23 protein-coding genes are annotated in these 21882 nt (G+C 68.7%); 17 read left to right on the forward strand and 6 right to left on the reverse strand.

Annotated elements, in window-relative coordinates; translation table 11 throughout:
- Nucleotides 1-11: 11 nt before the first annotated feature.
- The 3 genes from pdxT (at nt 12) to RIB98_01605 (ending at nt 2653) form a co-directional block, all read left to right on the forward strand.
- On the forward strand, nt 12-572 hold the full coding sequence (gene pdxT / locus RIB98_01595) for a pyridoxal 5'-phosphate synthase glutaminase subunit PdxT (protein MEQ8839648.1): 561 nt from the start codon (nt 12-14) through the stop codon (nt 570-572).
- A gap of 18 nt (nt 573-590) precedes the next feature.
- Nucleotides 591-1343 carry a YebC/PmpR family DNA-binding transcriptional regulator gene (locus RIB98_01600; GenBank protein ID MEQ8839649.1) on the forward strand — a complete coding sequence of 251 codons (753 nt, stop codon included), beginning with the start codon at nt 591-593 and terminating at the stop codon, nt 1341-1343.
- A gap of 95 nt (nt 1344-1438) precedes the next feature.
- The gene (locus RIB98_01605) at nt 1439-2653 is read left to right on the forward strand and encodes a threonine ammonia-lyase (protein ID MEQ8839650.1); all 1215 of its coding nucleotides are present in this window, start codon (nt 1439-1441) and stop codon (nt 2651-2653) included.
- Between the two features lie 65 nt (nt 2654-2718).
- Here RIB98_01605 and RIB98_01610 read toward each other — a convergent pair whose 3' ends face one another.
- Nucleotides 2719-3351 (reverse strand): cation transporter, encoded by a 633-nt coding sequence (locus tag RIB98_01610; GenBank protein ID MEQ8839651.1) that lies wholly within the window; start codon nt 3349-3351, stop codon nt 2719-2721.
- 123 nt (nt 3352-3474) lie between these two features.
- Between RIB98_01610 and RIB98_01615 the strand changes: the two genes are divergently transcribed.
- Nucleotides 3475-5709, forward strand: coding sequence for an arylsulfatase (locus RIB98_01615; protein ID MEQ8839652.1), 2235 nt, complete (start codon nt 3475-3477; stop codon nt 5707-5709).
- 58 nt (nt 5710-5767) lie between these two features.
- Here RIB98_01615 and RIB98_01620 read toward each other — a convergent pair whose 3' ends face one another.
- The 3 genes from RIB98_01620 to RIB98_01630 form a co-directional block, all read right to left on the reverse strand.
- Nucleotides 5768-6607 (reverse strand): ABC transporter permease subunit, encoded by an 840-nt coding sequence (locus RIB98_01620; GenBank protein ID MEQ8839653.1) that lies wholly within the window; start codon nt 6605-6607, stop codon nt 5768-5770.
- The gene (locus RIB98_01625; GenBank protein ID MEQ8839654.1) at nt 6604-7587 is read right to left on the reverse strand and encodes an ABC transporter ATP-binding protein; all 984 of its coding nucleotides are present in this window, start codon (nt 7585-7587) and stop codon (nt 6604-6606) included. Before RIB98_01625 ends, RIB98_01620 begins: the two co-directional genes overlap by 4 nt.
- A 78-nt stretch (nt 7588-7665) precedes the next feature.
- The gene (locus RIB98_01630) at nt 7666-8214 is read right to left on the reverse strand and encodes an ElyC/SanA/YdcF family protein (GenBank protein MEQ8839655.1); all 549 of its coding nucleotides are present in this window, start codon (nt 8212-8214) and stop codon (nt 7666-7668) included.
- Nucleotides 8215-8264: 50 nt separating this feature from the next.
- On the opposite strand from RIB98_01630, the gene ruvC reads away from it, so the two are divergent.
- The 4 genes from ruvC (at nt 8265) to queA (ending at nt 11534) form a co-directional block, all read left to right on the forward strand.
- Complete coding sequence (gene ruvC, locus RIB98_01635) at nt 8265-8771, forward strand: crossover junction endodeoxyribonuclease RuvC (protein MEQ8839656.1); 507 nt, start codon at nt 8265-8267, stop codon at nt 8769-8771.
- Nucleotides 8768-9373: a Holliday junction branch migration protein RuvA gene (gene ruvA, locus RIB98_01640; GenBank protein MEQ8839657.1), complete on the forward strand. Its 606-nt coding sequence runs from the start codon at nt 8768-8770 to the stop codon at nt 9371-9373. The genes ruvC and ruvA overlap by 4 nt, the downstream gene beginning before the upstream one ends.
- A gap of 1 nt (nt 9374) precedes the next feature.
- Entirely contained in the window at nt 9375-10421 is a 1047-nt protein-coding gene (gene ruvB, locus RIB98_01645; GenBank protein MEQ8839658.1) for a Holliday junction branch migration DNA helicase RuvB, read from the forward strand.
- A gap of 108 nt (nt 10422-10529) precedes the next feature.
- Nucleotides 10530-11534, forward strand: a complete 1005-nt coding sequence (gene queA / locus RIB98_01650; protein MEQ8839659.1) for a tRNA preQ1(34) S-adenosylmethionine ribosyltransferase-isomerase QueA — start codon at nt 10530-10532, stop codon at nt 11532-11534.
- Nucleotides 11535-11582: 48 nt separating this feature from the next.
- Here queA and RIB98_01655 read toward each other — a convergent pair whose 3' ends face one another.
- On the reverse strand, nt 11583-12242 hold the full coding sequence (locus RIB98_01655) for a DUF2461 domain-containing protein (GenBank protein MEQ8839660.1): 660 nt from the start codon (nt 12240-12242) through the stop codon (nt 11583-11585).
- Nucleotides 12243-12335: 93 nt separating this feature from the next.
- Here RIB98_01655 and RIB98_01660 point away from each other — a divergent pair, with 93 nt between their 5' ends.
- The 3 genes from RIB98_01660 to RIB98_01670 all read left to right on the forward strand — a co-directional run bounded on the left by RIB98_01660 (nt 12336) and on the right by RIB98_01670 (nt 15248).
- A complete protein-coding gene (locus RIB98_01660; GenBank protein ID MEQ8839661.1) occupies nt 12336-13577 on the forward strand; it encodes an alpha/beta hydrolase in 1242 nt (413 codons plus the stop codon).
- A gap of 62 nt (nt 13578-13639) precedes the next feature.
- The gene (locus tag RIB98_01665; GenBank protein ID MEQ8839662.1) at nt 13640-14044 is read left to right on the forward strand and encodes a cupin; all 405 of its coding nucleotides are present in this window, start codon (nt 13640-13642) and stop codon (nt 14042-14044) included.
- Nucleotides 14045-14054: 10 nt separating this feature from the next.
- The gene (locus tag RIB98_01670) at nt 14055-15248 is read left to right on the forward strand and encodes a DUF1214 domain-containing protein (GenBank protein MEQ8839663.1); all 1194 of its coding nucleotides are present in this window, start codon (nt 14055-14057) and stop codon (nt 15246-15248) included.
- Nucleotides 15249-15315: 67 nt separating this feature from the next.
- Here the strand turns inward: RIB98_01670 and RIB98_01675 are convergent, their stop codons facing one another.
- Nucleotides 15316-16476, reverse strand: coding sequence for an MFS transporter (locus RIB98_01675; GenBank protein MEQ8839664.1), 1161 nt, complete (start codon nt 16474-16476; stop codon nt 15316-15318).
- 116 nt (nt 16477-16592) lie between these two features.
- Between RIB98_01675 and RIB98_01680 the strand changes: the two genes are divergently transcribed.
- The 6 genes from RIB98_01680 to secF are packed head-to-tail and all read left to right on the forward strand — an operon-like array spanning nt 16593 to nt 21867.
- The gene (locus tag RIB98_01680; GenBank protein MEQ8839665.1) at nt 16593-17171 is read left to right on the forward strand and encodes a hypothetical protein; all 579 of its coding nucleotides are present in this window, start codon (nt 16593-16595) and stop codon (nt 17169-17171) included.
- A gap of 24 nt (nt 17172-17195) precedes the next feature.
- Entirely contained in the window at nt 17196-17813 is a 618-nt protein-coding gene (locus RIB98_01685) for a hypothetical protein (protein ID MEQ8839666.1), read from the forward strand.
- A gap of 55 nt (nt 17814-17868) precedes the next feature.
- On the forward strand, nt 17869-18981 hold the full coding sequence (gene tgt / locus RIB98_01690; protein MEQ8839667.1) for a tRNA guanosine(34) transglycosylase Tgt: 1113 nt from the start codon (nt 17869-17871) through the stop codon (nt 18979-18981).
- Nucleotides 18982-18992: 11 nt separating this feature from the next.
- Nucleotides 18993-19310 carry a preprotein translocase subunit YajC gene (gene yajC, locus RIB98_01695; protein MEQ8839668.1) on the forward strand — a complete coding sequence of 106 codons (318 nt, stop codon included), beginning with the start codon at nt 18993-18995 and terminating at the stop codon, nt 19308-19310.
- Between the two features lie 2 nt (nt 19311-19312).
- Complete coding sequence (gene secD, locus RIB98_01700; protein ID MEQ8839669.1) at nt 19313-20791, forward strand: protein translocase subunit SecD; 1479 nt, start codon at nt 19313-19315, stop codon at nt 20789-20791.
- Entirely contained in the window at nt 20788-21867 is a 1080-nt protein-coding gene (gene secF / locus RIB98_01705) for a protein translocase subunit SecF (GenBank protein MEQ8839670.1), read from the forward strand. Before secD ends, secF begins: the two co-directional genes overlap by 4 nt.
- Nucleotides 21868-21882 lie beyond the last annotated feature (15 nt).

Consider the following 21882-nt stretch of genomic DNA (forward strand, 5'->3'; position numbering starts at 1 on the left):
CGACCGTCGGCGTGCTGGCCCTCCAGGGCGCCTTCGCGGCTCACGCCGCCATTCTCCGATCGCTCGGGGCGAACACCGTCGAGGTCCGCACGGGCGAGCAGTTGAGCGCCGTCGACGCGCTCGTCGTCCCCGGCGGCGAGTCGACCACCATGTCGATGCTGCTCGAACGGTCCGGCATGCTCGAACCCCTGGCGGCACGGGTCTCGGACGGGCTGCCGACGTTCGGCACGTGCGCGGGCATGATCCTCATGGCCGCCGAGATCAGCGACGGGCGCCCCGACCAGCATGCGCTCGGCGCCGTCGACATCGCGGTCGCCCGCAACGGCTACGGCCGCCAGATCGACTCGTTCGAATCCGACCTCGACGTCACCGGCCTCGATGCGCCGTTCCACGCCGTGTTCATCCGGGCCCCGCGGGTCCAGCGGGCGGGGACCGACGTCGAGGTGCTCGCCGCGGTCGACGGCGACCCCGTGCTCTGTCGCCAGGGCAACGTGCTCGTGTCGGCCTTTCATCCCGAACTGTCGGGCGACGATCGCATCCACCGCCAGTGGTTGGCCGACGCCTCGGCCTGAGCCGATACATTCGGTCGCATGAGTGGTCATTCCAAGTGGGCAACGATCAAGCACAAGAAGGGCGCCGCCGACGCGAAGCGGGGCAAGCTCTTCGCCAAGCTGATCAAGCAGGTCGAGGTGGCCGCCCGCACCGGCGGTGGCGACCTCGAATCGAATCCGACGCTGCGCACGATGTTCCAGAAGGCCCGCGACAACAGCGTGCCGCTCGACACGATCGAGCGCGCCGTCAAGCGGGGAACCGGCGAACTCGAAGGCGTCAACTACGAGACCATCACCTACGAGGGATATGCCCCTGGTGGCGTGGCGCTGCTGATCGAGTGCCTCACCGACAATCGCAACCGGACCTCGGGCGACATCCGCTCGACCCTGTCCAAGAACGGGGGCTCGCTGGCCGAGCCGGGTGCCGTCGCCTGGCAGTTCGAACGCAAGGGCGTCGTACTCGTGCCCAGCTCGGTCGCCGAAGACGACCTGATGCTCGTCGCCCTCGATGCCGGGGCCGACGACATCGTCGACGAAGGCGAGATGTGGCGGGTCACCTCGCCGCCGACCGACCTCAACACCGTGCGCGACGCGCTCGACGAGGCCGGCGTGCCCGTCGAGTCCGCCGACCTGGTGATGCTGCCGACGTCGACGGTCGAGATGACCGAGGTGGGCGACGTCAAGAAGCTCATCAACCTGATGGACCTGCTCGACGACCTCGACGACGTCCAGGACGTCCACGGCAACATGGACGCCCCCGACGACGTCATGGAAGCCGCCCAGCTCGACTGACGCGCCCGGGACAGGCGGTGTCAGACACCCGTCCCGCGGGGCGTCAACCGGCGGGCTTGCCGGTCGACCCGAGGTCGGCTCGGTAGCATCGCCCGATGTCATCACTCGGCCGTGTTGTGTCCTACGCCGACCTCGAGAGCGCCCGTGATCGCATCGCCGGCGCGGTCGAGTACACCCCGCTCACCCACTCGCTGACCCTGAGCGAGATCTGCGGCGTCGACGTGTGGCTGAAGTTCGAGAACCTCCAGTACACGGGCTCGTTCAAAGGCCGGGGGGCTCGCAACCGCCTGCTCGACGTCGAGCCCGGCCGTGGCGTGATCGCGATGTCGGCCGGAAACCACGCGCAGGGTGTCGCCCATCACGGCGCGCTTCTCGGCCTCGAGACCACGATCGTCATGCCGGCGAACACGCCGTTCGTGAAGGTGGCCCGCACCCGGGATCTCGGCGCCACCGTGGAGCTCGCCGGCGCCGACGTGATGGAGTCGGCCGCTCGGGCCCGTGAGCTGGCGGTCGAACGAGACCTCGAGTTCATCCATCCGTTCGACGACCCGGCCGTGATCGCCGGGGCCGGCACGGTCGGACTCGAGATGCTCGAACAGAACCCGGGTCTCGACGTGTTGGTCGCCGCCGTCGGTGGCGGGGGCCTTGCCTCAGGCCTCGCCGTGGCGGCGAGCGCGCACGATCGACCGGTCGAGGTCGTCGGTGTGCAGAGCCATCGCTATCCGCACATGGCCGATGCGCTCGCCGGTCGGCCGTCCACGGCGATGGCCGGGTCCACCGTGGCCGACGGCATCGCCGTCTCCGAGCCGGGTGCCCTCACGCAGGCGATCCTGGCCGCCCACGGTGTGGGGATGCTGGTGGTCTCCGAGGCGGCGATCGAGAAGGCGATCGCCATGTTGCTCGAGATCGAGAAGACGGTGGTCGAGGGCGCCGGCGCAGCGGCGCTCGCCGCAGTGATGGAGCACCCGAAGGCGTTCGCCGATCGCCAGGTGGGGCTCGTGCTGTGCGGCGGCAACATCGACCCTCGCACCCTGTCGCAGGTGACGCTCCGTGGCCTCGCGGTGCAGGGCCGGCTCAATCGGTTGCTGGTGGAGCTCGACGACACGCCGGGGCGTCTCGCACTGGTCTCGAAAGTGATCGCCGACGCGGCCGCGAACGTCGTCCAGGTCGACCACGACGGACTCGGCTCCACCGGCGCCCGCAGCACGATCCTCGAGGTCCGCATCGACACACTCGACCGCGACCACGCTCAGTCGGTTCTGCAAGCGCTGCTCGATGTGGGCATCAGCGCCACGCTGCTCGACTGGTAGCAGGGTGATGCTCCCGAGAGCGTCCCCGCGGGGACGTGGCCGTGAGGCCGACCTGCGTTCGGCTGTCAGGCCGTGACCTGCGTCAGCTCCGCCAACTCGGCGCGAGCGTCGTGGATCACGTCGCGGGCGGTGCGAAGAAAGAGCACCGCGATCGCGACGCCGACGATCACGTCGGGCCAGACGCTGTCGAGTTGCCAGACCGCCGCCGCGGCGGCGAGCACTGCCGCGTTGGCGATCAGGTCGTTGCGCGAGCACAGCCACGTCGAGGTCATGTTGATGTCGTCGGTGCGGTGCCGCCACAGGAGCGCGAAGGCCCACGTGTTGCCCGCGAGCGCGACGAGCCCCATGAGCGCCATCGCATCGGCTGCCGGTGGTGTGCCGTCGAGGGCACGCCAACCGGCCTGGCCCAGGACGACGAGACCGAACCCGAGCTGCACGACACCTTTGGAAAGCGCCGCCCGCGCTCGCCACCGGGTCCCGCGATGCAGCACCCAGAGGCTGAACGCATAGACGAACGCGTCGCCGAGCATGTCGAGCGAATCGGCGAGCAGCGCCGACGAGCGTGCCCACAAGCCGACGCCGAACTCGACGACGAAGAGCACGGCGTTGATCCCGAGGACCAGCCACAGCACGGTGCGCTGGCGGTCCCGCAGCGCGACGAGTGCGTCGTCGGCGGCATCGCAGCACCCAGCACTCATGGGTGTCAGTCTCTCACCGTCGGAGCCCTTCGACCACGTCGACCTTCGCTCAGGCCCGAGCGTCGGCGCGGGAATTTCCGGCCTGAACGGGCCGCCGCCGTTCGTGTCGGTCATGCTCCGGGGATGAAGACCGCCGCCATCGGACGCACGATCGCCGAGTCCACCCCGCACTGGCCGGAGCCTCCCCGCCCTCGAGACGGGGCACCGAACATCCTCATGGTGCTTTTCGACGATGTCGGGTTCTCCGACTTCGGTTGCTACGGCGGCGATGCCGCCACGCCGACGATCGACCGGCTGGCCGAGCGGGGTCTGCGCTACACGGGCTTTCACACGACGGCGATGTGCTCGACGACGCGAGCGGCGCTGCTCACCGGGCGAAACCACCACAGTGTGGGCATGGGTTGTCTCGCGAACTTCGACAGCGGCTTCCCGGGCTACCGGGGCAAGATCGCGAAGAGTGCGGGCACCATCGCCGAGATGCTGCGGGCCCATGGCTATCGCAACTACATGGCCGGAAAGTGGCACGTCACGCCGCTCTACGAGACCGGTCCGACCGGCCCCACCGACGGCTGGCCGCTGGCCCGCGGCTTCGACCGGTTCTACGGCTTTCTCGACGCCGAGACCGATCAGTACGCCCCCGAGCTGGTGCGCGACAACACCCACGTCTCGCCGCCCGGCACCTATGACGACGGCTATCACCTGACGGTCGACCTGGTCGACGAGGCGATCCGGATGATCGCCGAGCACGAGGCCGGCGCCCCCGACACGCCCTGGTTCACCTATGTCGCCCCTGGCGCCTGCCATGCGCCCCATCAGGTGCCGAAGGAGTTGATCGACCACTACGACGAACAGTTCGCCGAGGGCTGGGACGTTGCCCGCGACCGCCGCCTCACCCGGATGATCGACATGGGGATCGTGCCTGCGGGCACGGTCCTGCCGGATCGCAACCCGGGGGTGGCTGCGTGGGACGACCTGCCTGCGGACCAGCGTCGCGTGGCCCAGCGACTTCAGGCCGCCTACGCGGCGATGCTCGACCACACCGACCAGCAGTTGGCCCGCATCATCGACTTCCTCGATGCTTCGGGGAAGCTCGACGACACCCTCGTGCTGGTGCTCAGCGACAACGGCGCGTCGCAGGAGGGCGGTCCGCTCGGCTTCGTCAACGCGATGGGCCCCTACAACGGCATCCCCGAGCCGATCGCCACGAAGCTCGATCGGCTCGACGACATCGGCGGTCCCGACACGCACTCGAACTTCCCGTGGGGCTGGGCGATGGTCGCCAACACACCGTTGAAGCGCTACAAGCAGAACACCCACGGTGGTGGCGTGCGTGACCCGTTGGTCGTCTCGTGGCCGGCGGGGATCACGGGTGCCGGTGGCCTGCGCCACCAGTTCGCCCACGCCAGCGACCTCGTGCCCACGCTGCTCGAGCTGCTCGAGATCGAGCCACCGGCGAGCATCAACGGCGTGACCCAGCAGCCGATCGAGGGCACCAGCTTTCTCGCCACGCTGGATGATCCCGCAGCGGCCACGGGAAAGCACTCGCAGTACTTCGAGATGTTCAGCCATCGCGGTATCTGGATCGACGGCTGGAAGGCGGTCGCCTTTCACCAGCCGGGCACCCCGCTCGACGACGACGTGTGGGAGCTCTACGACCTCCGCAACGATTTCAACGAGGTCCTCGACCTCGCCGCCGAAGAGCCCGAACGGTTGGCGGCCATGATCGAGGAGTGGTGGGCCGAAGCGGATGCCCACCACGTTCTGCCGCTCGACGACCGTTTCGCCGAACGCTTCGCGCAGAACGCGGCGCGGGTCCATGGCGAGCGCACCCACTACGAGTTCTGGGCGGGGATGGGTCACCTGCCGTCTGACGTGGCCCCGGACCTGCGCAGTCGGAGCTACCGCATCGTCGCCGAGGTGGAGATCCCCGACGGCGGTGCCCAGGGGGTTCTCGTCGCCCACGGCGATGCCACGAGTGGGTACTCGCTCTACATCGAGGGCGGCCACCTCGTGCACGACCTCAACATCGGCGGATCGCACCAGGTCGTGCGCTCCGACGTGCCCGTCACCCCCGGTCGTCGCGATCTCGGCTTTCGGCTGAGCCGCGTCGACGAGGTGGCCACCGGCACGCTCGAGATCGACGGCGTCGACGTCGGATCGATGACGACCACCGACTTCTTCTTCCTGATGATCTCGTTCTCGGGACTCGACATCGGCCTCGACCGGTCGAGTCCGGTCGGCGACTATGCGTCACCCAACGTCTTCACCGGCACGCTGCGGCGGGTCGTCGTCGACATGGACGACGACCAGGATCTCGACCACGACGCAGCCGGCAGGATCGAACTCGCCCGCGAGTGACCCCCAGGGACAGGTGTCTGACACCGCAGGGACGGGTGTCTGACACCGCAGGGACGGGTCAGACGCCGTCGGCGACGCCGAGGAGGCGCTGGCGTTTGACGGCGCCCATGCCGCGCCAGGTCGACGTGATGCCGATCGTCCACGCGATGGCGCCGATGATGATCGTGGTCGTGGGCGTGCCGTAGATGGCGCCCGATGCCTGGGCGTAGGAGATGGCGATCAGCGGGAGCGTGATGAGGCCCGACGCCTGCTGCGCGGCCGCCGTCGACTTCACCCGACCGGACAGACGCAGCACGAGCGACAAGCCGATCAGGAGGAAGCCGGGGAGGACCCACAGCATCAGCAGCCACCACTGGGTGGTGGGGAAGAACCAGCCGCCGACCTCGGGGCCGACGATCAGGTTCACGATCAGCGAATAGGCGGTGAAGCCGACCATGGTCGTGAAGTAGCCGGGGAGCAGGCTGGCGAGCAGCTTGCCGAGATAGATCTCCTTCGTGCCGGCGGGGGAGTGGGCCAAGAACTCGCCGGTGCCGCGCTCGCGCTCGCCGACCAGGGTGGCGGCGCCGACCGCGGTCGAGATGGTGAGCGGCACGACGACGGCCATCGGGGCGAACAGGAACACGGCCAGCGCGTAGCTGGTGCGTCCCTGGGGTGTGTCGCCCTTGATCTGGTCCTGGGCCTTCTGGGGCAGGACCTCGAGCGTGTTGGCGATGTTCTGCACCGCCTCGACATCGCCGAGCGACGTGATGCTGAAGAGCAACACGAGCGGCACGATCACGAAGAAGATGCTGCCGAGGATGCCCATCGGCATCCAGAAGTCCTTGGCCAGGACCAGCTGCTTCACATCGGTCCGGGCGACGGTGAGGGTGCGGGACCAGTTCATGGTGGATCGGCTCATGACATGACCTCCTCGATCGTGGCTTCGCCGAGGTCGCGAGCGGAGCGCCGGACGGCGAAGTAGAGCTCCTCGAGGGTGGGCTCGTGGGGGTTCACCATGCGGATGCGATGGCCGGCCTTCACGAGCGCGTCCACGACGTCGGGGGTGACGTCGGGGTTCTCGAGAATGACCCGGGTGCCGTGCTTGCTCGGCTCCAGGCGGGTGACGCCGGCGAGGACGGTGAGGTCCTCGAGCGACGGTGTGCCCGGAAGATCCTCCACGGCGATCTCGACCGAGTCGTCGGGCCAGAACTGGTGGATCAGGTCGGCCGGCTTGCCCGAGACGAGATCGGTGCCGTTGTCGAGCACGACGACATGGTCGGCGAGGCCCTCGGCCTCGACGAGGTGGTGGGTGCACATGACGACGGTGTGGCCGTCGCTGGTCATGTCCCGGATGAGCTGGAGCACGGCTTGCGACGACTCGGGGTCGAGCCCCGACGTGGGTTCGTCGAACAGGAGGAGTTGCGGTTCGTGGAGCACCGAGCGGGCGAGCGCCAGCCGGGTCTTCATGCCGGTGGAGTAGCCGCCGACCTGGGCATCGAGCGCGTGTCCGATGCCGAAGCGGCCGGCGGCGGCGCGGATTCGGTCGTCGATGATGCGCTTGTCGACGCCGTGGAGTTCGGCTGCGTAGCGCAGGTTGTCGTTGCCGGTCAGCCGGTCGTAGAGCGCGGGCTTGGCCGACACCACTCCGCAGGCCATGCGGACGTCCTCGCCGTCGGCCTCGGGGTCGAGGCCGAGGGTTCGGACGGTGCCCCGTTCGGGCGACATCGCGCCGGTGACCACCCGGATCGCCGTGGTCTTGCCGGCGCCGTTGGGGCCGAGCAGCACGGTGATCTGCCCGTCGGGGGCGACGACGTCGAGATCGACGAGCGCAGGGACGTCGTTGAACGACTTGTGGATGCCGAGGAGGGAGACAGCGGGCGGGGCGGGGTGCGAACTCACCCTGGCCCTATCGGCACCTGTGGCGCGCGCTGTAGTCCAGGATCGGTGGTCCCGAATCGGCAGCGTGGGGGCGCTGGGTCAGCAGTCGCGCAACAAGGTGGCCTTGATGCCCGCACCCCACTCGTAGAGGGCCCGAACGGGCCACGGGTCGAAGTGGTCGGGTCCGGTGAGACGGATCTCGCCGTCCCAGCAGCGTTCGATCAGCCGGCGGGCCCGGGTGATCTGGTCGGTGCTGGCCACGACGACGACCGTCTCCCAGCCGCGTTCCGTTGCGAGGTCGCGCAGCATCCGGGCCTCACCGCGGGTGGTTCCGGGTTCGGGCTCCCGACATTCGAACGTCACCCCGTCGGCGAGGTTACGCGGCGCTCGACCGTTGCAGGGGCGGGCGGCCCACACCCCTTCGTCCTCCACGTAGACCGACGCGAAGACGACCTCGGAGGCGACGCCCTCCCGCACCAGGTCGACCGCGAACCCGACCCGGTCGCCGCCGCCCCCGAGCACGAAAATGGCGTCGGCGGTGCCGGGGTCGTCGGTCTGGGGATGGACGAACCACCGTTCGGTGAGCAGACCCCCGGTGACCAGCACCAATGCCGCGACGGACAGCACGATGCGGCGGCGGGTCGACACGTTCCCCAGGATGCCAGGAGATCCCGGGATAACTGACTAGGGTCGTACAGGTGTTCGTACTGGGAATCGATCCGGGGCTGTCCCGGTGTGGCTATGGCTGTGTGGAGAAGACCGGCCGCAAGCCGCGCGCTGTCGCAGCCGGGGTGATCCGCACCGACCCGCAGACCGAGCGGCCACTGCGGCTCGCCGAGATGCAGGCCGAGGTGCGGGCGCTCATACGCGAGTTCGAGCCCGACGCTCTCGCCATCGAGCGGGTGCTGTTCCAGCACAACGTGTCCACCGCGATGTCGGTCGGCATGGTCAGCGGCATCATCATGGCCGAGGCGGCCACCGCCGGGTGCGTGGTGATCGAGTACTCGCCCAACGAGATCAAGGAATCGGTGGCCGGTTGGGGCGGCGCCGACAAGCACGAGGTCGGGCGGATGGTGCAGACCCTGCTCGACCTGCCGGCCATGTTGGCCCCGGCCGACGCCGCCGATGCGGTTGCGGTGGCGCTCTGCCATCTCGCCCGCATTCCGGCGCGATCAACTGGAACCGCAGCAGGAGGACGTCGATGATCGGATCGCTCAGAGGCACACTGCTCGATCGAGGCCCCGATGCCGAACTCTTGATCGAGGTCGCCGGTGTGGGCCATCGGGTGCAGGTCACCCCGTCCACGGCGGTGATGATCGGCGAGATCGACCGTGAGGTGTTCGTCCACACGCACCATGCCGTTCGTGAGGACAGCGAGACCCTCTACGGCTTCGCCACCGTCGACGAGCGCCGCATCTTCGAGTCGCTCATCAGCGCTCACGGGGTCGGGCCCGCCCTCGGGTTGGCGATCCTGTCGGTTCACGGTCCCGACGCGCTGCGGGTCGCGGTGGCGAGCGACGATGTCGCCGCGCTGTGTCTCGTGCCGGGCGTGGGGAAGAAGACGGCGGCCCGACTCGTGATGGAGCTGAAGTCGAAGCTCGATGTGCCCGATGGTCCGGTCATCACGATCGATGCCGACGGGTCCTCGACCACCACCGGCGGGGTCCGGGCCGACCTGCGATCGGCGCTCGAGGGTCTGGGCTACGCGCCCGACGAGATCCACGGTGTCCTCTCCGACCTTCCGTCCGACGGCGACACCGGCGAGTTGCTGAAGGAAGCCCTCCGCCGACTCGCCTCGGGGGTCTGACGTGCGCGAAGAACTGCTCTCACCCACCGAGACCGCAGCCGACGACGAGATCATCGACGAGCCCGGTCTGCGCCCCCGCTCGCTCGCGGAGTTCGTGGGTCAGTCCGAGCTCAAGGGTCATCTCGGCGTCATGCTCGGGGCCGCGGCCAAGCGTCGGGATCCGGTCGACCATCTGTTGTTCGCCGGTCCGCCCGGGCTGGGCAAGACCACTCTGGCCAACATCATCGCGGCCGAGATGGGCACCCACCTCCAGGTCACCAGTGGGCCGGCCCTCGAGCGGGCCGGCGACCTGGCGTCGATCCTGTCCAAGCTCGAAGAGGGCGATGTGCTCTTCATCGACGAGATCCACCGGCTGCCCCGTCCGGTCGAGGAGGTCCTCTATCCGGCGATGGAGGACTTCCGGATCGACATCGTGCTGGGCAAGGGCCCGGCCGCTCGTTCGATCCCGCTCGACCTCGCCAAGTTCACGCTGGTCGGGGCCACCACCCGCACAGGGCTCATCACTGGCCCCCTGCGAGACCGGTTCGGCCTCGTCGCCCGGCTCGAGTACTACGACGTCGACGACCTCCAGTCGATCGTCGCCCGGGCCGCCACGATTCTCGATGTCGACATCGACGCCGATGGCGCGTGGGAGATCGCCCGCCGTTCGCGGGGCACACCACGCATCGCCAACCGGCTGCTCCGCCAGGTCCGCGACTACGCCGAGGTGGAACGCAACGGCCACATCGACGCCGAAGTGGCGGCCGACGGCCTCAAGTTCTTCGGCGTCGACGTGCTCGGTCTCGACAAGGCCAGCCGGGCCGTGCTCGATTCCGTCTGTCGCCGTTTCGGTGGCGGTCCGGTGGGTCTGTCGACGCTGGCCATCAGCGTGAGCGAACCCACCGAGACGGTGGAGGACGTCTATGAGCCCTACCTGATCCAGCAGGGCCTGCTGATGCGCACACCGCGGGGTCGAGTCGCCACCCCGGCCGCCTACGAACACCTGGGCATGACCCCACCCCCGGCCGGTGCCCCCACCGCCCCCGGCCTCTTCGACAACGACGACTGACCGTTGCATTCGGGGTCAGACCCCCGTTGCGGTTTATGACGGGGGTCAAGACCCCCGTTGCGGGTTCGGATCGTCGCCATCGGTCGCGGTCTCTCTACGCTCGGTCCCGTGGACCGACCGCCGCAGACACTTGACGACGTCGACTACGAGCTGCCGCCGACGTCGATCGCGCAGACACCACTGATCGAGCGTGCCCACGCCCGTCTGCTGGTCGATCGCGGTGTCTCGATCGAGCATCGACGAGTCGTCGACCTGCCCGACCTGCTCGAGCCCGGCGACCTGCTCGTGGTCAACGACACGCGGGTGCTCCCGGCCCGGATCCCGCTGACCCGACCGACCGGCGGCGCAGCCGAGGTGCTCCTCCTCGAGGCTGGCGACGACGGCTGGTGGGAGGCGCTCGTCCGGCCGTCGAAGAAAGTCCCCGCGGGGACGCTGTTGACCACCGACGCGCTGGTGGTCGAGGTCGGTGACGACCTCGGCGATGGTCGCCGCTTGGTGCGTCCCGATCCGGGCGAACGCGCCCTGCTCGAGGTTTTGGCCGAGGTCGGCCTGCCGCCGTTGCCGCCCTACATCGACGAACAGATCGACGACCCGGAGCGCTACCAGACCGTGTTCGCCGACCGTCCCCTCTCTGCGGCCGCGCCCACGGCGGGGTTGCATCTGACCGACGCCGTCATCGGTCGTCTGCGGGAGCGCGGGGTCGACATGGCCACCGTCGAGCTGGCGGTCGGGCTCGACACGTTTCGTCCGGTGCAGGTCGACCGACTCGACGATCACGTCATGCACAGCGAGTGGTACTCGGTTCCCGCCGCCACGATCGAGAAGATCGCAACGGCGAAGCGGGTCGTGGCCGTGGGTACCACGAGCGTGCGAGCGCTCGAGACGTGGGGCACCACCGGTGAGACCGAGGGCCGCAGCCGCATCTTCATCCGTCGTCCCTACGAGTGGTCGGTCGTGGACGTGCTGATGACCAACTTCCACCTGCCCCGAACGACGCTGCTCTGCCTCGTCGACGCCTTCGTCGGCCCCCGCTGGCGAGACCTCTACACCGAAGCCCTACGAGAGGACTATCGCTTCCTCAGCTTCGGCGACGCCATGCTGCTCACCCGTTGACGTTGCACTTGGGGTCAGACCCCCGTTGCAGTTCGAACGCGAATCCGTTCAGCCCCTGCGTTCCTCCGGCAGCTCGGAAGGCCCGACGTTGGTGTCGAGCCATTTGACGAGTGGTTTCGCCGTGTCGAGGAGATCGAGGACCCGGGCCTTCGCTTCGGGCGTGTCGAGCCAGGCGCCGACCTCCCACTCCCGCCACGCGATGCAGCCCTTCATCCGCAGCAGCTCGATCCGCGGGTGGTCCACCGAATAGCCGCGCGGTGCGGTCTTCACCGAGTCGTGTGACGTCACGTCGACGCCCGCGTCGTTGACTTCAGCGACGATCTTCTCGAGCCACCGACCGGTCGTGTCATCGTCGATCGCCGAGCGGAACCTCGCGAGTTGGTCCTTGGCCATCATGTAGTAGCCGGTGCCGGTCGCGAAGCCGTCGGCGGAGAGACTGACGTAGCCGCCGTTCTCCAGGGTCGCCGCGATGCTGGTCTTGTAGGGCGACTTGTCCTTGCTGAAGCGGACGTCACGGTTGGGGCGGAAGATCCTTCCCGCTCCACACCGCGGCTCGAGGGCGGCCAGGAGGGCGGTCATCGGCGCCTTCACGCGTTCCTCGTAGACGTGCTTCTGCTCGGACCAGAACGCCGTTGTGTTGTCGTCCTCGAGCCGCTCGAAGAACTCGATGGCCTCGACCGGCCAGCCCTCGAATTGCGTGGCGTTCACCCCGAGACCGTAACACCGGCCGTTGGCCGGTTCCGGCTTGGACCAGTAGCGTCATCGAAGGGCCGGTGCGCGTGCCCGACGAGGGGGCAGACGGTGCGGAGACTCATCACACCACTGGTCGTTGCGGCGTGTCTGGCGACGGCGTGCGGGCCGGGCAGCGCGGTGCTGCGAAACGCAGTCGACGCTGCTCGGGTGGGGGCGGGGGTCGGCGCTACGGCGGACTCGCCCTACCTGGATCTGCAAGCACTCGCCGAATCGGTGAACGCCTGTGAGCGGGCCGACGGCGCAGCGATTCCCGCGCCGAGCTTCGCGGCGGAGACAGCGGCGGCGACCACCTACGTGACCCGCACGTCGGCCGACCCCGATGACGACGATGCCGCGCAGGAGATCATCGACGAGCTACCGGCCGCGGTCGGCGCGTCGGTCGTGGCGGCGAAATGGGACCGCAAGGGCATCGCGACCTACCGGTGTCCCCACGACGGGCTCCTCTATGGCACCGCGATTCTCAGCGACTTCGTCGCCATTCCGTCCAGCGGTCGCTACGTGAGCAACGTCTTCACCAGGGCGGAGATCGTTCGGCATGCGGGGCTTCGTTACGGTTCGGCGCCGCTCTGCGAACCGGGCGGCAACGACCTGATCCTCGACGTCTACGAGCCCGTCGGTGACACGCTCGAGGCTCGGCCGACGGTGGTGCTCATCCACGGTGGCGGGTTCGTGAACGGAAGCCGGACTGGCTACGTGGGCGCCGCCGAGGCCTACGCCCAGCGCGGCTTCGTGGCGGTGGCCATCGACTACCGAACCTGTCCGAGCGGGATCTCGGCGGAGGATTTCCTCGCCGTGGCGACCAACGCGATCGACGACGGCATGGAGGCGATTCGGTACCTCCACGCCAACGCGGAGACGTACGGAATCGACACGACCAGGATCGCCACGCTCGGTTCGTCGGCGGGCGGGGCGATCTCCCTCGGCACCGCGTTGCTCGCTGACCCGACGCCCGGTGGTCCGCTGGCGGCCGAGCCGACGCAACCGGCCGCCGCGATGGAGACCGGCGCTCACCTCACGCCGGCGATCGAAGTCCCAGGGTTCGTCGCCGATCCGGCGCCGATTCTCATGTTCCGGTACGAGGTCGACACCAACGCCGGCCCGTCGGACCCGTCCTACGAATGGCCCTACTCCTACCGGACCTGCAACACCGTCCACGCGCAGGGCGGTGTCTGCGACTTCTTCGTCCTCGACGGCCCTGGCCACGTCAGCGGCATCTCGGTCAACGGCCCGCAGTCCCATCGCTACCTTCCCTGGCTCTACGAACATCTCGACCTCGCCACCGCCGACTGACCGTTGCACCCGGGTCAGGACCAGGTGCGGCGGGGCGGGGGAGAAGCGGCAAGACTGGGGGGATGAGCACAGAACCGATGGACATAGGAAGCCATCCCATCCACCTCGGTCTCGGAGCGACCTCGATCAGTGAACCGGAGTTCACCGGCGAAATGGAGTGGTACGCCGGCTACGGCGAACGGCACGCAAGCGACGGTGACGAAGGCCGCCTCGTCAGTATGTACACGTTCAGCGAGTCGTGGGACGTGTGGGAGATGCACCCCAAGGGCAGCGAGGTCGTGTTGTGCACGGCCGGCTCGATCACGCTCCATCAGGAGCACGATGACGGCTCGACGGCCACCGTCACCCTCGGCGCAGGGGAGTATGCGATCAACCCGCCGGGGACGTGGCACACGGCCGACGTCGCCGACTCGGCGACGGCCCTGTTCATCACGGCGGGTGCCGGCACCGACCATCGACCCCGGTGAGTGGCGAATCGTGACCGCCTCAGAGGATCTCCGCACCGCCTGGATCGCGTTCTGCGACGACTTGAAGGGGGCCGTCGACCATGTCGTCGATCCTGAGCGAGACGTCGCCGACGAGGAGCGGGCCGAAGGGGTGCGGCACGTGCTGCGCATGCTGAGCATGCAGCTCGACCAGGTGTTCGAGAACGAGGACCCGCGTCACCCCGAACTCGGGTGGGTGTATCCCTCCAAGATGGGTCAGGACAATCCCGACGGGCTGTATCAGACCGCCCCGATGGACCTGCACCACGCCTACCGGCTCAGTGGCAACGTCGGCAGCGTGCGGTCACTCGGATTCTCGGTGATGACATGGACCTTCGGAGGCGCGCCGATCCGTCAGCTGCTCGAACTCGACGGCCGTGACCTCCCGGTCGACCGCGATGGCAACTTCGAGATCGTCTTCAGCCCGGCGCCGCCGCCCGCGGGAACCGTTGCGGGCACCTGGTTCCGACTCGAGCCGCTCGAGACCCGTCTCCTCGTGCGTCAGTTCTTCGCCGACTGGACGAACGAGCGGCCCGCCGATCTCCACATCGAGTGTCTCGACGTCGACGGTCCGCCGGCCCGGCTGACGCCCGAGGAGGTCATCGACAAGCTCGGGCGAACTGCATCGATGACGGGACTGATGGCCTCCTACTGGACGGCGTTCGCCGAGGGCCATCTCCAGCGGGACGAGATCAACGCCTTCGGGCCGGCGATGAGCACGGACGAAGGAGGCGAGCTCGGCGGCACCATCCGTCAGGCGTACGGTCAGTGCATGTGGCGAGTCGGCCCCGGCGAGGCGTTGGTGTTCGAGGTGACACCGCCGACGTGCCACTACTGGGAGGTGCAGCTCGGCGACCGCTGGTACCAGTCGCTCGACTACGTCAATCGGCCGATCACCATCAACGACGCGCAGGCGGTGCTCGACGACGACGGGGTGTTCCGGCTCGTGATCGCTCCCGACGACCCCCGGGTGGCGAACTGGCTCGACACCGCCGGCGTGGCCGACGGCTACCTGACCTATCGCTACAACCTGCCGGAGTCCGAGCCCGTCCCGACGCTGACGCTGATGGCTGCCGATGACCTCGCCACTCGACTCCCGGCGACAACCCCGCGGGTGACGCCTACGGAGCGGGCCGCCGCCAGCGCTGCTCGTCGTCGCGGCGCCCTCCGGCGGTTCCGCCGCTGACGGCAAGGTCACCCGACGAGCGGATTGTGGCCAAACTGCAACGGGGGTCTGACCCCAAGTGCAACGGTCAGTGGGAGGGGAGGCGGGTGATGGCGAGGAGTAGCCAGGCGCCGACGAAGGCGGTCGTGGCGGCGACTGCGATCACGACGCCGGGACCGATGGCATCGACGAGTTGGCCCGTCAGGAACGGGACGGAGATGGCTCCCGCGTTGGTGGCCGCAAGTTGCCACACTGCCAGCCGCTGCGCGTGGGACTCGCCCACGCGGCTCGCCGTCGACGCGAAGAGCGAGGGCGCGATCGGGGCGAGCGACAAACCGACCAGCGCCAGCGCTGCGGCGGTGGCGACCGACGGGACCACTGTGAGGGTGAGGGTGGCCGCGCCGGCGACGATGGCGAGACGCTGAAGGCGAACCCGGTCGATGGTGTCTCTCACTCCGGTGCGAGCCATGGCCAGGCGACCGACCATGATGCCGCCCCAGTACAGGGCGACGGCGGTGGCGGCGAGGGTGTCGCCGATGCCGCGCTCCTCGGTGAGGTGGGTGAAAGCCCACTGGCCTGCCGTCACCTCGAATGCCACGAAGGCGAACAGGGCTCCGAGCGAGACCGCCGTTGCGCGACGGGGGAGATCCCCCGCATCGGCGCGCTGGTCCGAGGCGATCACGGGCCAGCTCCGGCTGTTTCGAACGCACACGACGGCAGCAGCGATGGCGAGGCCTGCCACGATACCCAGGGCGATCCGCCAACTCGGGACGGCGAGCACCAGCAGCGGTGCCGCAGTCGACCCGATGCCGTAGGCGCCGTGGACCAGGCCTGCGCTCCCCACATCGCGAATCGACGCGATGAATCCCGCGCCGAGGGAGTCGAGCGACCCGGAGGCCGCACCGATGCAGGCGAAGGCGACCAGGAAGACGAGCCACGACGTCGCCACCGCGGCACAACCACAGGCGCCGGCGAGAAGGACGAGCATGAGAACGAAGGCGGGACCGGTGCGGAACCGGCGCACGAGCAGTGGACCGCTGAGCGCGGTCGACATACGACCGACGCCGTAGACGAGCCCTGCGATCCCGAGGGTGCCGAGCGACTGGTCGAAGCGGTCGCGCACATCGGGCCAGATGACGCCGAGCATGGCGATCGGCGCGGCGAACGACAGGTAGGTGGCGGCGGCCGCGAACACGGCGCCCCGATCGGCCGCAGGTGGCGTGGCACTCGAGGGTGGGACAGCGTTCACGGGCGGGACGGTAACGTCGCCGGATCGCGATCGAACCGCACATCGGCACTCTCAACGAGGGTTCGCTGCACGCCGCGCTCAAGGACGACTACGCGCGGCCCGGCGATCAGTTCGAGGTGCCGCTCGACGGCTTCGTCATCGACATCCGTCGCGACGACCTGTTGATCGAGATCCAGACCGGCTCGTTCGCGGCGATGGGCCGCAAGCTCGACCATCTCCTCGCCGACCATCGGTTCCTGCTCGTGCATCCCATCGCGGTCGAGACCTATCTCGACCGGCCCGACGCGAGGCCCCGCCGATCACCCAAGAAGGGTTCCGTCTACGACCTGTTCGTCGAACTGGTGAGTATGCCGACACTGCTCGATCACCCGAACCTGAGCCTCGAGATCGTGCTCGTGTCCGTGACCAAGCGCCAGGTGGTCGACCCCCGGGCACGGCGGGGGAGAGGCGGCTTTCGCACCGTCGACCGGGTACTGCGCGAGATCACCGGTCGGCACCGCTTCGATGCCAGCGTCGACCTGCTTCGCCTGGTGCCCGAGGGGCTTCCCGACCGGTTCACGACCGCGGACCTGGCCGATCTCGCCGGCGTCGACCGGGGCACCGCGCAGCGGATGGCCTACTGCCTGAAGCCGCTCGGCCTGTTCTGCGAACTCGGCCGGACCAGAGCCGGTGTGCACTACGCCCTCGCTCGATAGTCACGGTCACCTACGCTCGATGTGATGACGGAAACGGCCGGGACGCTGCGGATCGAGATCATCGATCCGGCTCGTGAGCCGCTCCTCCACGACCCGACGGCCGCGGCGCGAGTGTCCGCCCCGCCGGACGACACCGATGAGCTGTTCGCCTCGCTGCGCGATGCCTGGCACGCAGCCGCCGAGCGCCTCGATCCGCTGCGCCGGCGATCGGCCGTCCTGACCGCCCGGGGTCGGCGCATGTCACGCGCCATCCACGAGCGGTCGCTCCAACGGCGCCATGACGGCAACCCCCGACGCGGCTCCGCCGTGCGTCAGCACGTGTTCGCGTCGTTCGCGACGATCGAACGAGAGCTCGGTGCGATGGAGAAGACCTTCGTGGTCGGGGGTGGTCTCCGACTGGATCTCACCTCGGACTTCCGCCCGATGCCGGGCGGCGGCCACCAGGCCGACGCTCGGCTGGCGCTGCGGGGGTCGTGGCCCCGTCTCCCGCTCGTCGTCCGGGTCGAGCCGTGGTGGCGTGGTCAGTCGGTGGTCACCGCCGAGCTGCGGACGCGGCGCCGGCTCCGCTATCCGCGTCGCTACTTCGCCGGCGCCCACGCCGCAGCCCGGTCCGTCGGAGCGGCGCTCGCACCGTCGCCCTGACCATCGTCGGGGGCGCGGGGACACAGCCTGGGCGCAGCGACATAGCCTGGTCTCGGTGAAAGCGACGTTCACCGAGACCGGCCGTGACGGCGGCGCCCGCACCGGGGTGGTCACCACCGCGCGCGGCGAGTTCACGACGCCGCGCTTCATGCCGGTCGGCACCCGCGGCGCGATCCGTCATCTGGCCTCCGATGACGTCGAGGCGCTCGGCGCGCAGGTGATCCTCGCCAACACGTATCACCTGATGTTGCGTCCCGGCGCCGACGTGGTGGCCGAGCTCGGTGGTATCCACGGTTTCGCCGCGTGGGACGGTCACTTCCTCACCGATTCCGGCGGCTACCAGATCTTCTCGCTCGGTCCGGAGCTGACGGACGAAGGGGCCACGTTCAAGTCGACCTACGACGGCTCGACCCATCTCCTCACGCCGGAACGGGCCGTCGCCGTGCAAGCCCTGATCGGCGCCGACATCCAGATGGTGCTCGACGTGTGCCCGAGTTCCGTGGCCGACCTCTCGGTGGTGAAGGCCGCCGTCGACCGAACCTCGCTGTGGGCCGAACGAGGCCGCCGAGCCTTTCTCGATCACGACGATGCCGCCGACCGGCAGAGCCAGTTCGGCATCGTCCAGGGTGGCACCGACGACGCACTACGGCGCGAGTCGGCGGATCGGATCGTGGGTCTGGACTTCGACGGCTACGCCGTCGGCGGCCTGTCCGTGGGTGAGGACCGCAGCGAGATGCTCCACGGGCTCGCCAGCTGCATGGACGTCCTTCCCGTCGACCAACCCCGCTACTTCATGGGCCTGGGCGATCCGATCGGCATCACCGAGTCGGTCGCTCGCGGGGTCGACATGTTCGACTGCGTGCTGCCGACGCGCCACGCGCGCCACGGCACCGTCCTCACCGACAACGGGCGCTACAACCTGGGCCGGGCCGAGTTCGCCCGTAGCGACGAACCTCTCGACCCGTCCTGGCCCGAGAGCCCCGCAGCCCGCTGGAGCAGGGGCTACCTGCGCCACCTGCTGCAGACCAAGGAGCCCACGGCGGCGCGAATTCTCACCCTTCACAACGTGGCGTGGCTCCTGCGATTCATGGACCGGATGGGCGACGCGATCCGGGCCGGCGAATTCGAGTCGTTCCGGCTGGGAGTCCACGAGGTGTGGGGCAGCTAGCCTCCGTTCCTATGTCAGTCGTCGTTCTCGTCGTTCTCATGGGTGCCCTCTACGCGTTCATGATCCTCCCGCAGCAAAAGCGCATGAAGGCGCACCAGCAGCTCGTCAACTCGCTGGCCGAAGGCGACCTCGTGGTCACCAACTCCGGCATCTACGGCGCCATCGCCGAGGTCGAGGGCGACGTGATCTGGCTCGAGGTCGCGCCCGACGTCGAACTCAAGCTCAGCCGCGCCGCCGTCGCCGAGCGAGTCAGCGACGACGACGATGACGGCGACGATGCCGACGACGATTCGCTTGTCGAGGCCGATTCGGACGACGGCGACGCCTGACGATGCGCCGTCAGCTCACTCTTGCGATCGGCGTCGTCGCGCTGTCCGTGCTGGGGCTCGTCTACACCTTCGCCTCGGGGAACGAACCGTTGCTGGGGCTCGACCTCCAGGGCGGTGTCTCGGTCGTGCTCGAGCCCGAACCCAACCCCGACGGCAGCGACGTCGACAACGAGGTGATCGACCAGGCGATCGAGGTCATCCGCAATCGCGTCGACGGTCTCGGCGTGCGCGAGCCGGAGATCACACGGCAGGGACAAACGGTGCTCGTGCAGATCCCCGGCGTCGACGACCAGGCCCGGGCGCTCGAACTGGTCGGCCAGACGGCCGAGCTGCGGTTCCGGCCGGTCCTCGTCGAGGCGCCGCTCGGAACCGACCTCACCACGCTCGCCGGCCTGTGTCCGATCGGCGAGGACCAGGAGCTCCCCCCCGAGTACGCCTCGGGCACCCCGACGCCCGACGCAGGTGCCGACGAGTGCCTGATCGCCGAGCAGACGGTCTCGACCGACGGCATCGACATCGACACGTTGCTCCTTCTCGGCCCCGCGCCGGAGCTCATCGAGGGCGGTGACACCGGCGCCCGCCTCACGGGCCTGGCCGTCGAGGACGCCAATGCCCGGCTCCAGGCGGGCTGGAATGTGGCCCTCGAACTCCGCAGCGGTTCGCCGGGCATCGACGACTTCAACTCCCTCGCCTCACTCTGCTTCTCGCGATCGACCGTGTGTCCCAGCGGTCGCGTGGCGATCGAGATCGACGGCGGCGTGGAGAGCGCCCCCACGATCCAGAGCCCCACCTTCGAGCGCACGAACATCTCGATCTCCGGCAACTTCAGCGAGGGTGAGGCGAAGGACCTCGCCCTCGTTCTCCGCTACGGCTCGTTGCCGGTCGAACTCACGCCACAGGAGTCGCGCAGCGTCTCGGCGACACTGGGCAAGGACGCCCTCGACGCCGGTGTCACCGCTGGGCTCATCGGCTTCGCGCTCGTCTCGCTCTACCTGATCGCCTACTACCGGCTGCTCGGACTCGTCGCCATCGCGAGCCTCGCGGTCTCGGGCGCGATGCTCTGGACGATCATCGCCTGGCTCGGCGACTCGCAGGGGTTGGCGCTCACACTGGCGGGCGTCACCGGTCTCATCGTCTCCGTGGGTGTCTCGGTCGACTCGAATGTGGTCTTCTTCGAACATCTCAAGGAAGACGTCCGCCACGGGCGAACGATGCGCTCGGCGGTGACGCGGTCGTTCCCGATCGCCTTCTCGACGATCGTGAAGGCCGATGTCGCCAGCCTGATCGCCGCGGTGGTTCTCTATGTGCTGACCGTCGGCCAGGTGAAGGGCTTCGCGCTGTTCCTCGGACTCGCCACGGTGCTCGACATCGTCGCCACTTATTTCTTCATGGGCCCGGTGGTTCGGCTCATGGCCGAACGTGAAGCGATGGCCGATCATCCCGGCCGCTATGGCCTCGTTCCCGCCGAGGAGGCGCGGTGAAAACGCTCCGACTCATGTATCGCGGCGAGCAGGAGTTCGACTTTCCGCGGCTCTGGAAATGGATGCTCAGCACATCGGCCATCTTCGTGCTGGTCAGTGTCGGCTCGCTCGTGGTCCAAGGTCTGAACCTCGGTATCGAGTTCGAGGGCGGCACGAGCTGGGAGGTGCTCGCCCCCGACGCCAGCGTCGCCGACGCACGCGAGGCATTGGCCGACACCGGCGCCGCCGCCGGAAAGATCCAGATCGTCGGCGGCGACAGCGTTCGGGTTCGCGATGGGCTCGACACGCCGGCCGACATCGAAGCGGTCACCGCCGCCCTCGCGGCGCTGGGCGGAACCGAACTCAACAGCGTGAGCGTCACGACGGTGGGCCCGTCGTGGGGTGATGAGATCACCGATCAGGCGCGCAACGCGCTGATCTGGTTCTTCGTCATCGTCGCCGGCTACATCACGGTGCGCCTTGAGTGGAAGATGGCAGTGGGCGCGTTGGTGGCAGTCGTGCACGACATCCTGTTGTCGGTCGGCATCTACTCCATCTTTCAGTTCGAAGTCACGCCGGCCACCGTCATCGCCTTTCTCACCATCACCGGCTACTCGCTCTACGACACGATCGTCGTCTACGACCGGGTCCGCGAACTCGAGGGCCGACTCTCGGCCACCGGGCGCTACACCTACACCGAGATGATGAATTCGGCCCTGAACCAGGTGCTGATGCGGTCGATCAACACCTCGTTCACCTCCGTGATCCCGGTGCTCTGCATGCTCGTGATCGGGTCGTTCTTCCTCGGCGCCCTGACGCTCCAGGAGTTCGCGATCGCCCTGCTGATCGGCATCCTCGTCGGCGGCTACTCGTCGATCTCGGTGGCGTCGGCGACGGTGGCGTTCCTCAAGGAACGAGAAGCCGGAAACCTCGCCGTCGCGCAGAAGGTCGCGGCCCGCGGGCTGACGGGCGAGTCCACCCGCCCGGTGGCCACCGAGGACGTGGCGCTCGGCTCGGTTGCCGCTCGCACGGTCGCCGATCGGCCCCGCACGGGGAACGCCCCGCCGCGGCCGAGGAAGAAAAAGAAGCGGAGCTAGGGGCGGTACTCTGGG

Source organism: Acidimicrobiales bacterium, from assembly GCA_040219515.1.
GTDB lineage: Bacteria > Actinomycetota > Acidimicrobiia > Acidimicrobiales > Aldehydirespiratoraceae > JAJRXC01.

Coding starts and splice junctions, on each gene's coding strand:
- secD (MEQ8839669.1), top strand. CDS start 19,313: ATGCGCCGTCAGCTCACTCTTGCGATCGGCGTCGTCGCGCTGTCCGTG.
- RIB98_01615 (MEQ8839652.1), top strand. CDS start 3,475: ATGAAGACCGCCGCCATCGGACGCACGATCGCCGAGTCCACCCCGCAC.
- RIB98_01605 (MEQ8839650.1), top strand. CDS start 1,439: ATGTCATCACTCGGCCGTGTTGTGTCCTACGCCGACCTCGAGAGCGCC.
- RIB98_01600 (MEQ8839649.1), top strand. CDS start 591: ATGAGTGGTCATTCCAAGTGGGCAACGATCAAGCACAAGAAGGGCGCC.
- yajC (MEQ8839668.1), top strand. CDS start 18,993: ATGTCAGTCGTCGTTCTCGTCGTTCTCATGGGTGCCCTCTACGCGTTC.
- RIB98_01665 (MEQ8839662.1), top strand. CDS start 13,640: ATGAGCACAGAACCGATGGACATAGGAAGCCATCCCATCCACCTCGGT.
- RIB98_01620 (MEQ8839653.1), bottom strand. CDS start 6,607: ATGAGCCGATCCACCATGAACTGGTCCCGCACCCTCACCGTCGCCCGG.
- RIB98_01610 (MEQ8839651.1), bottom strand. CDS start 3,351: ATGAGTGCTGGGTGCTGCGATGCCGCCGACGACGCACTCGTCGCGCTG.
- ruvA (MEQ8839657.1), top strand. CDS start 8,768: ATGATCGGATCGCTCAGAGGCACACTGCTCGATCGAGGCCCCGATGCC.
- RIB98_01685 (MEQ8839666.1), top strand. CDS start 17,196: ATGACGGAAACGGCCGGGACGCTGCGGATCGAGATCATCGATCCGGCT.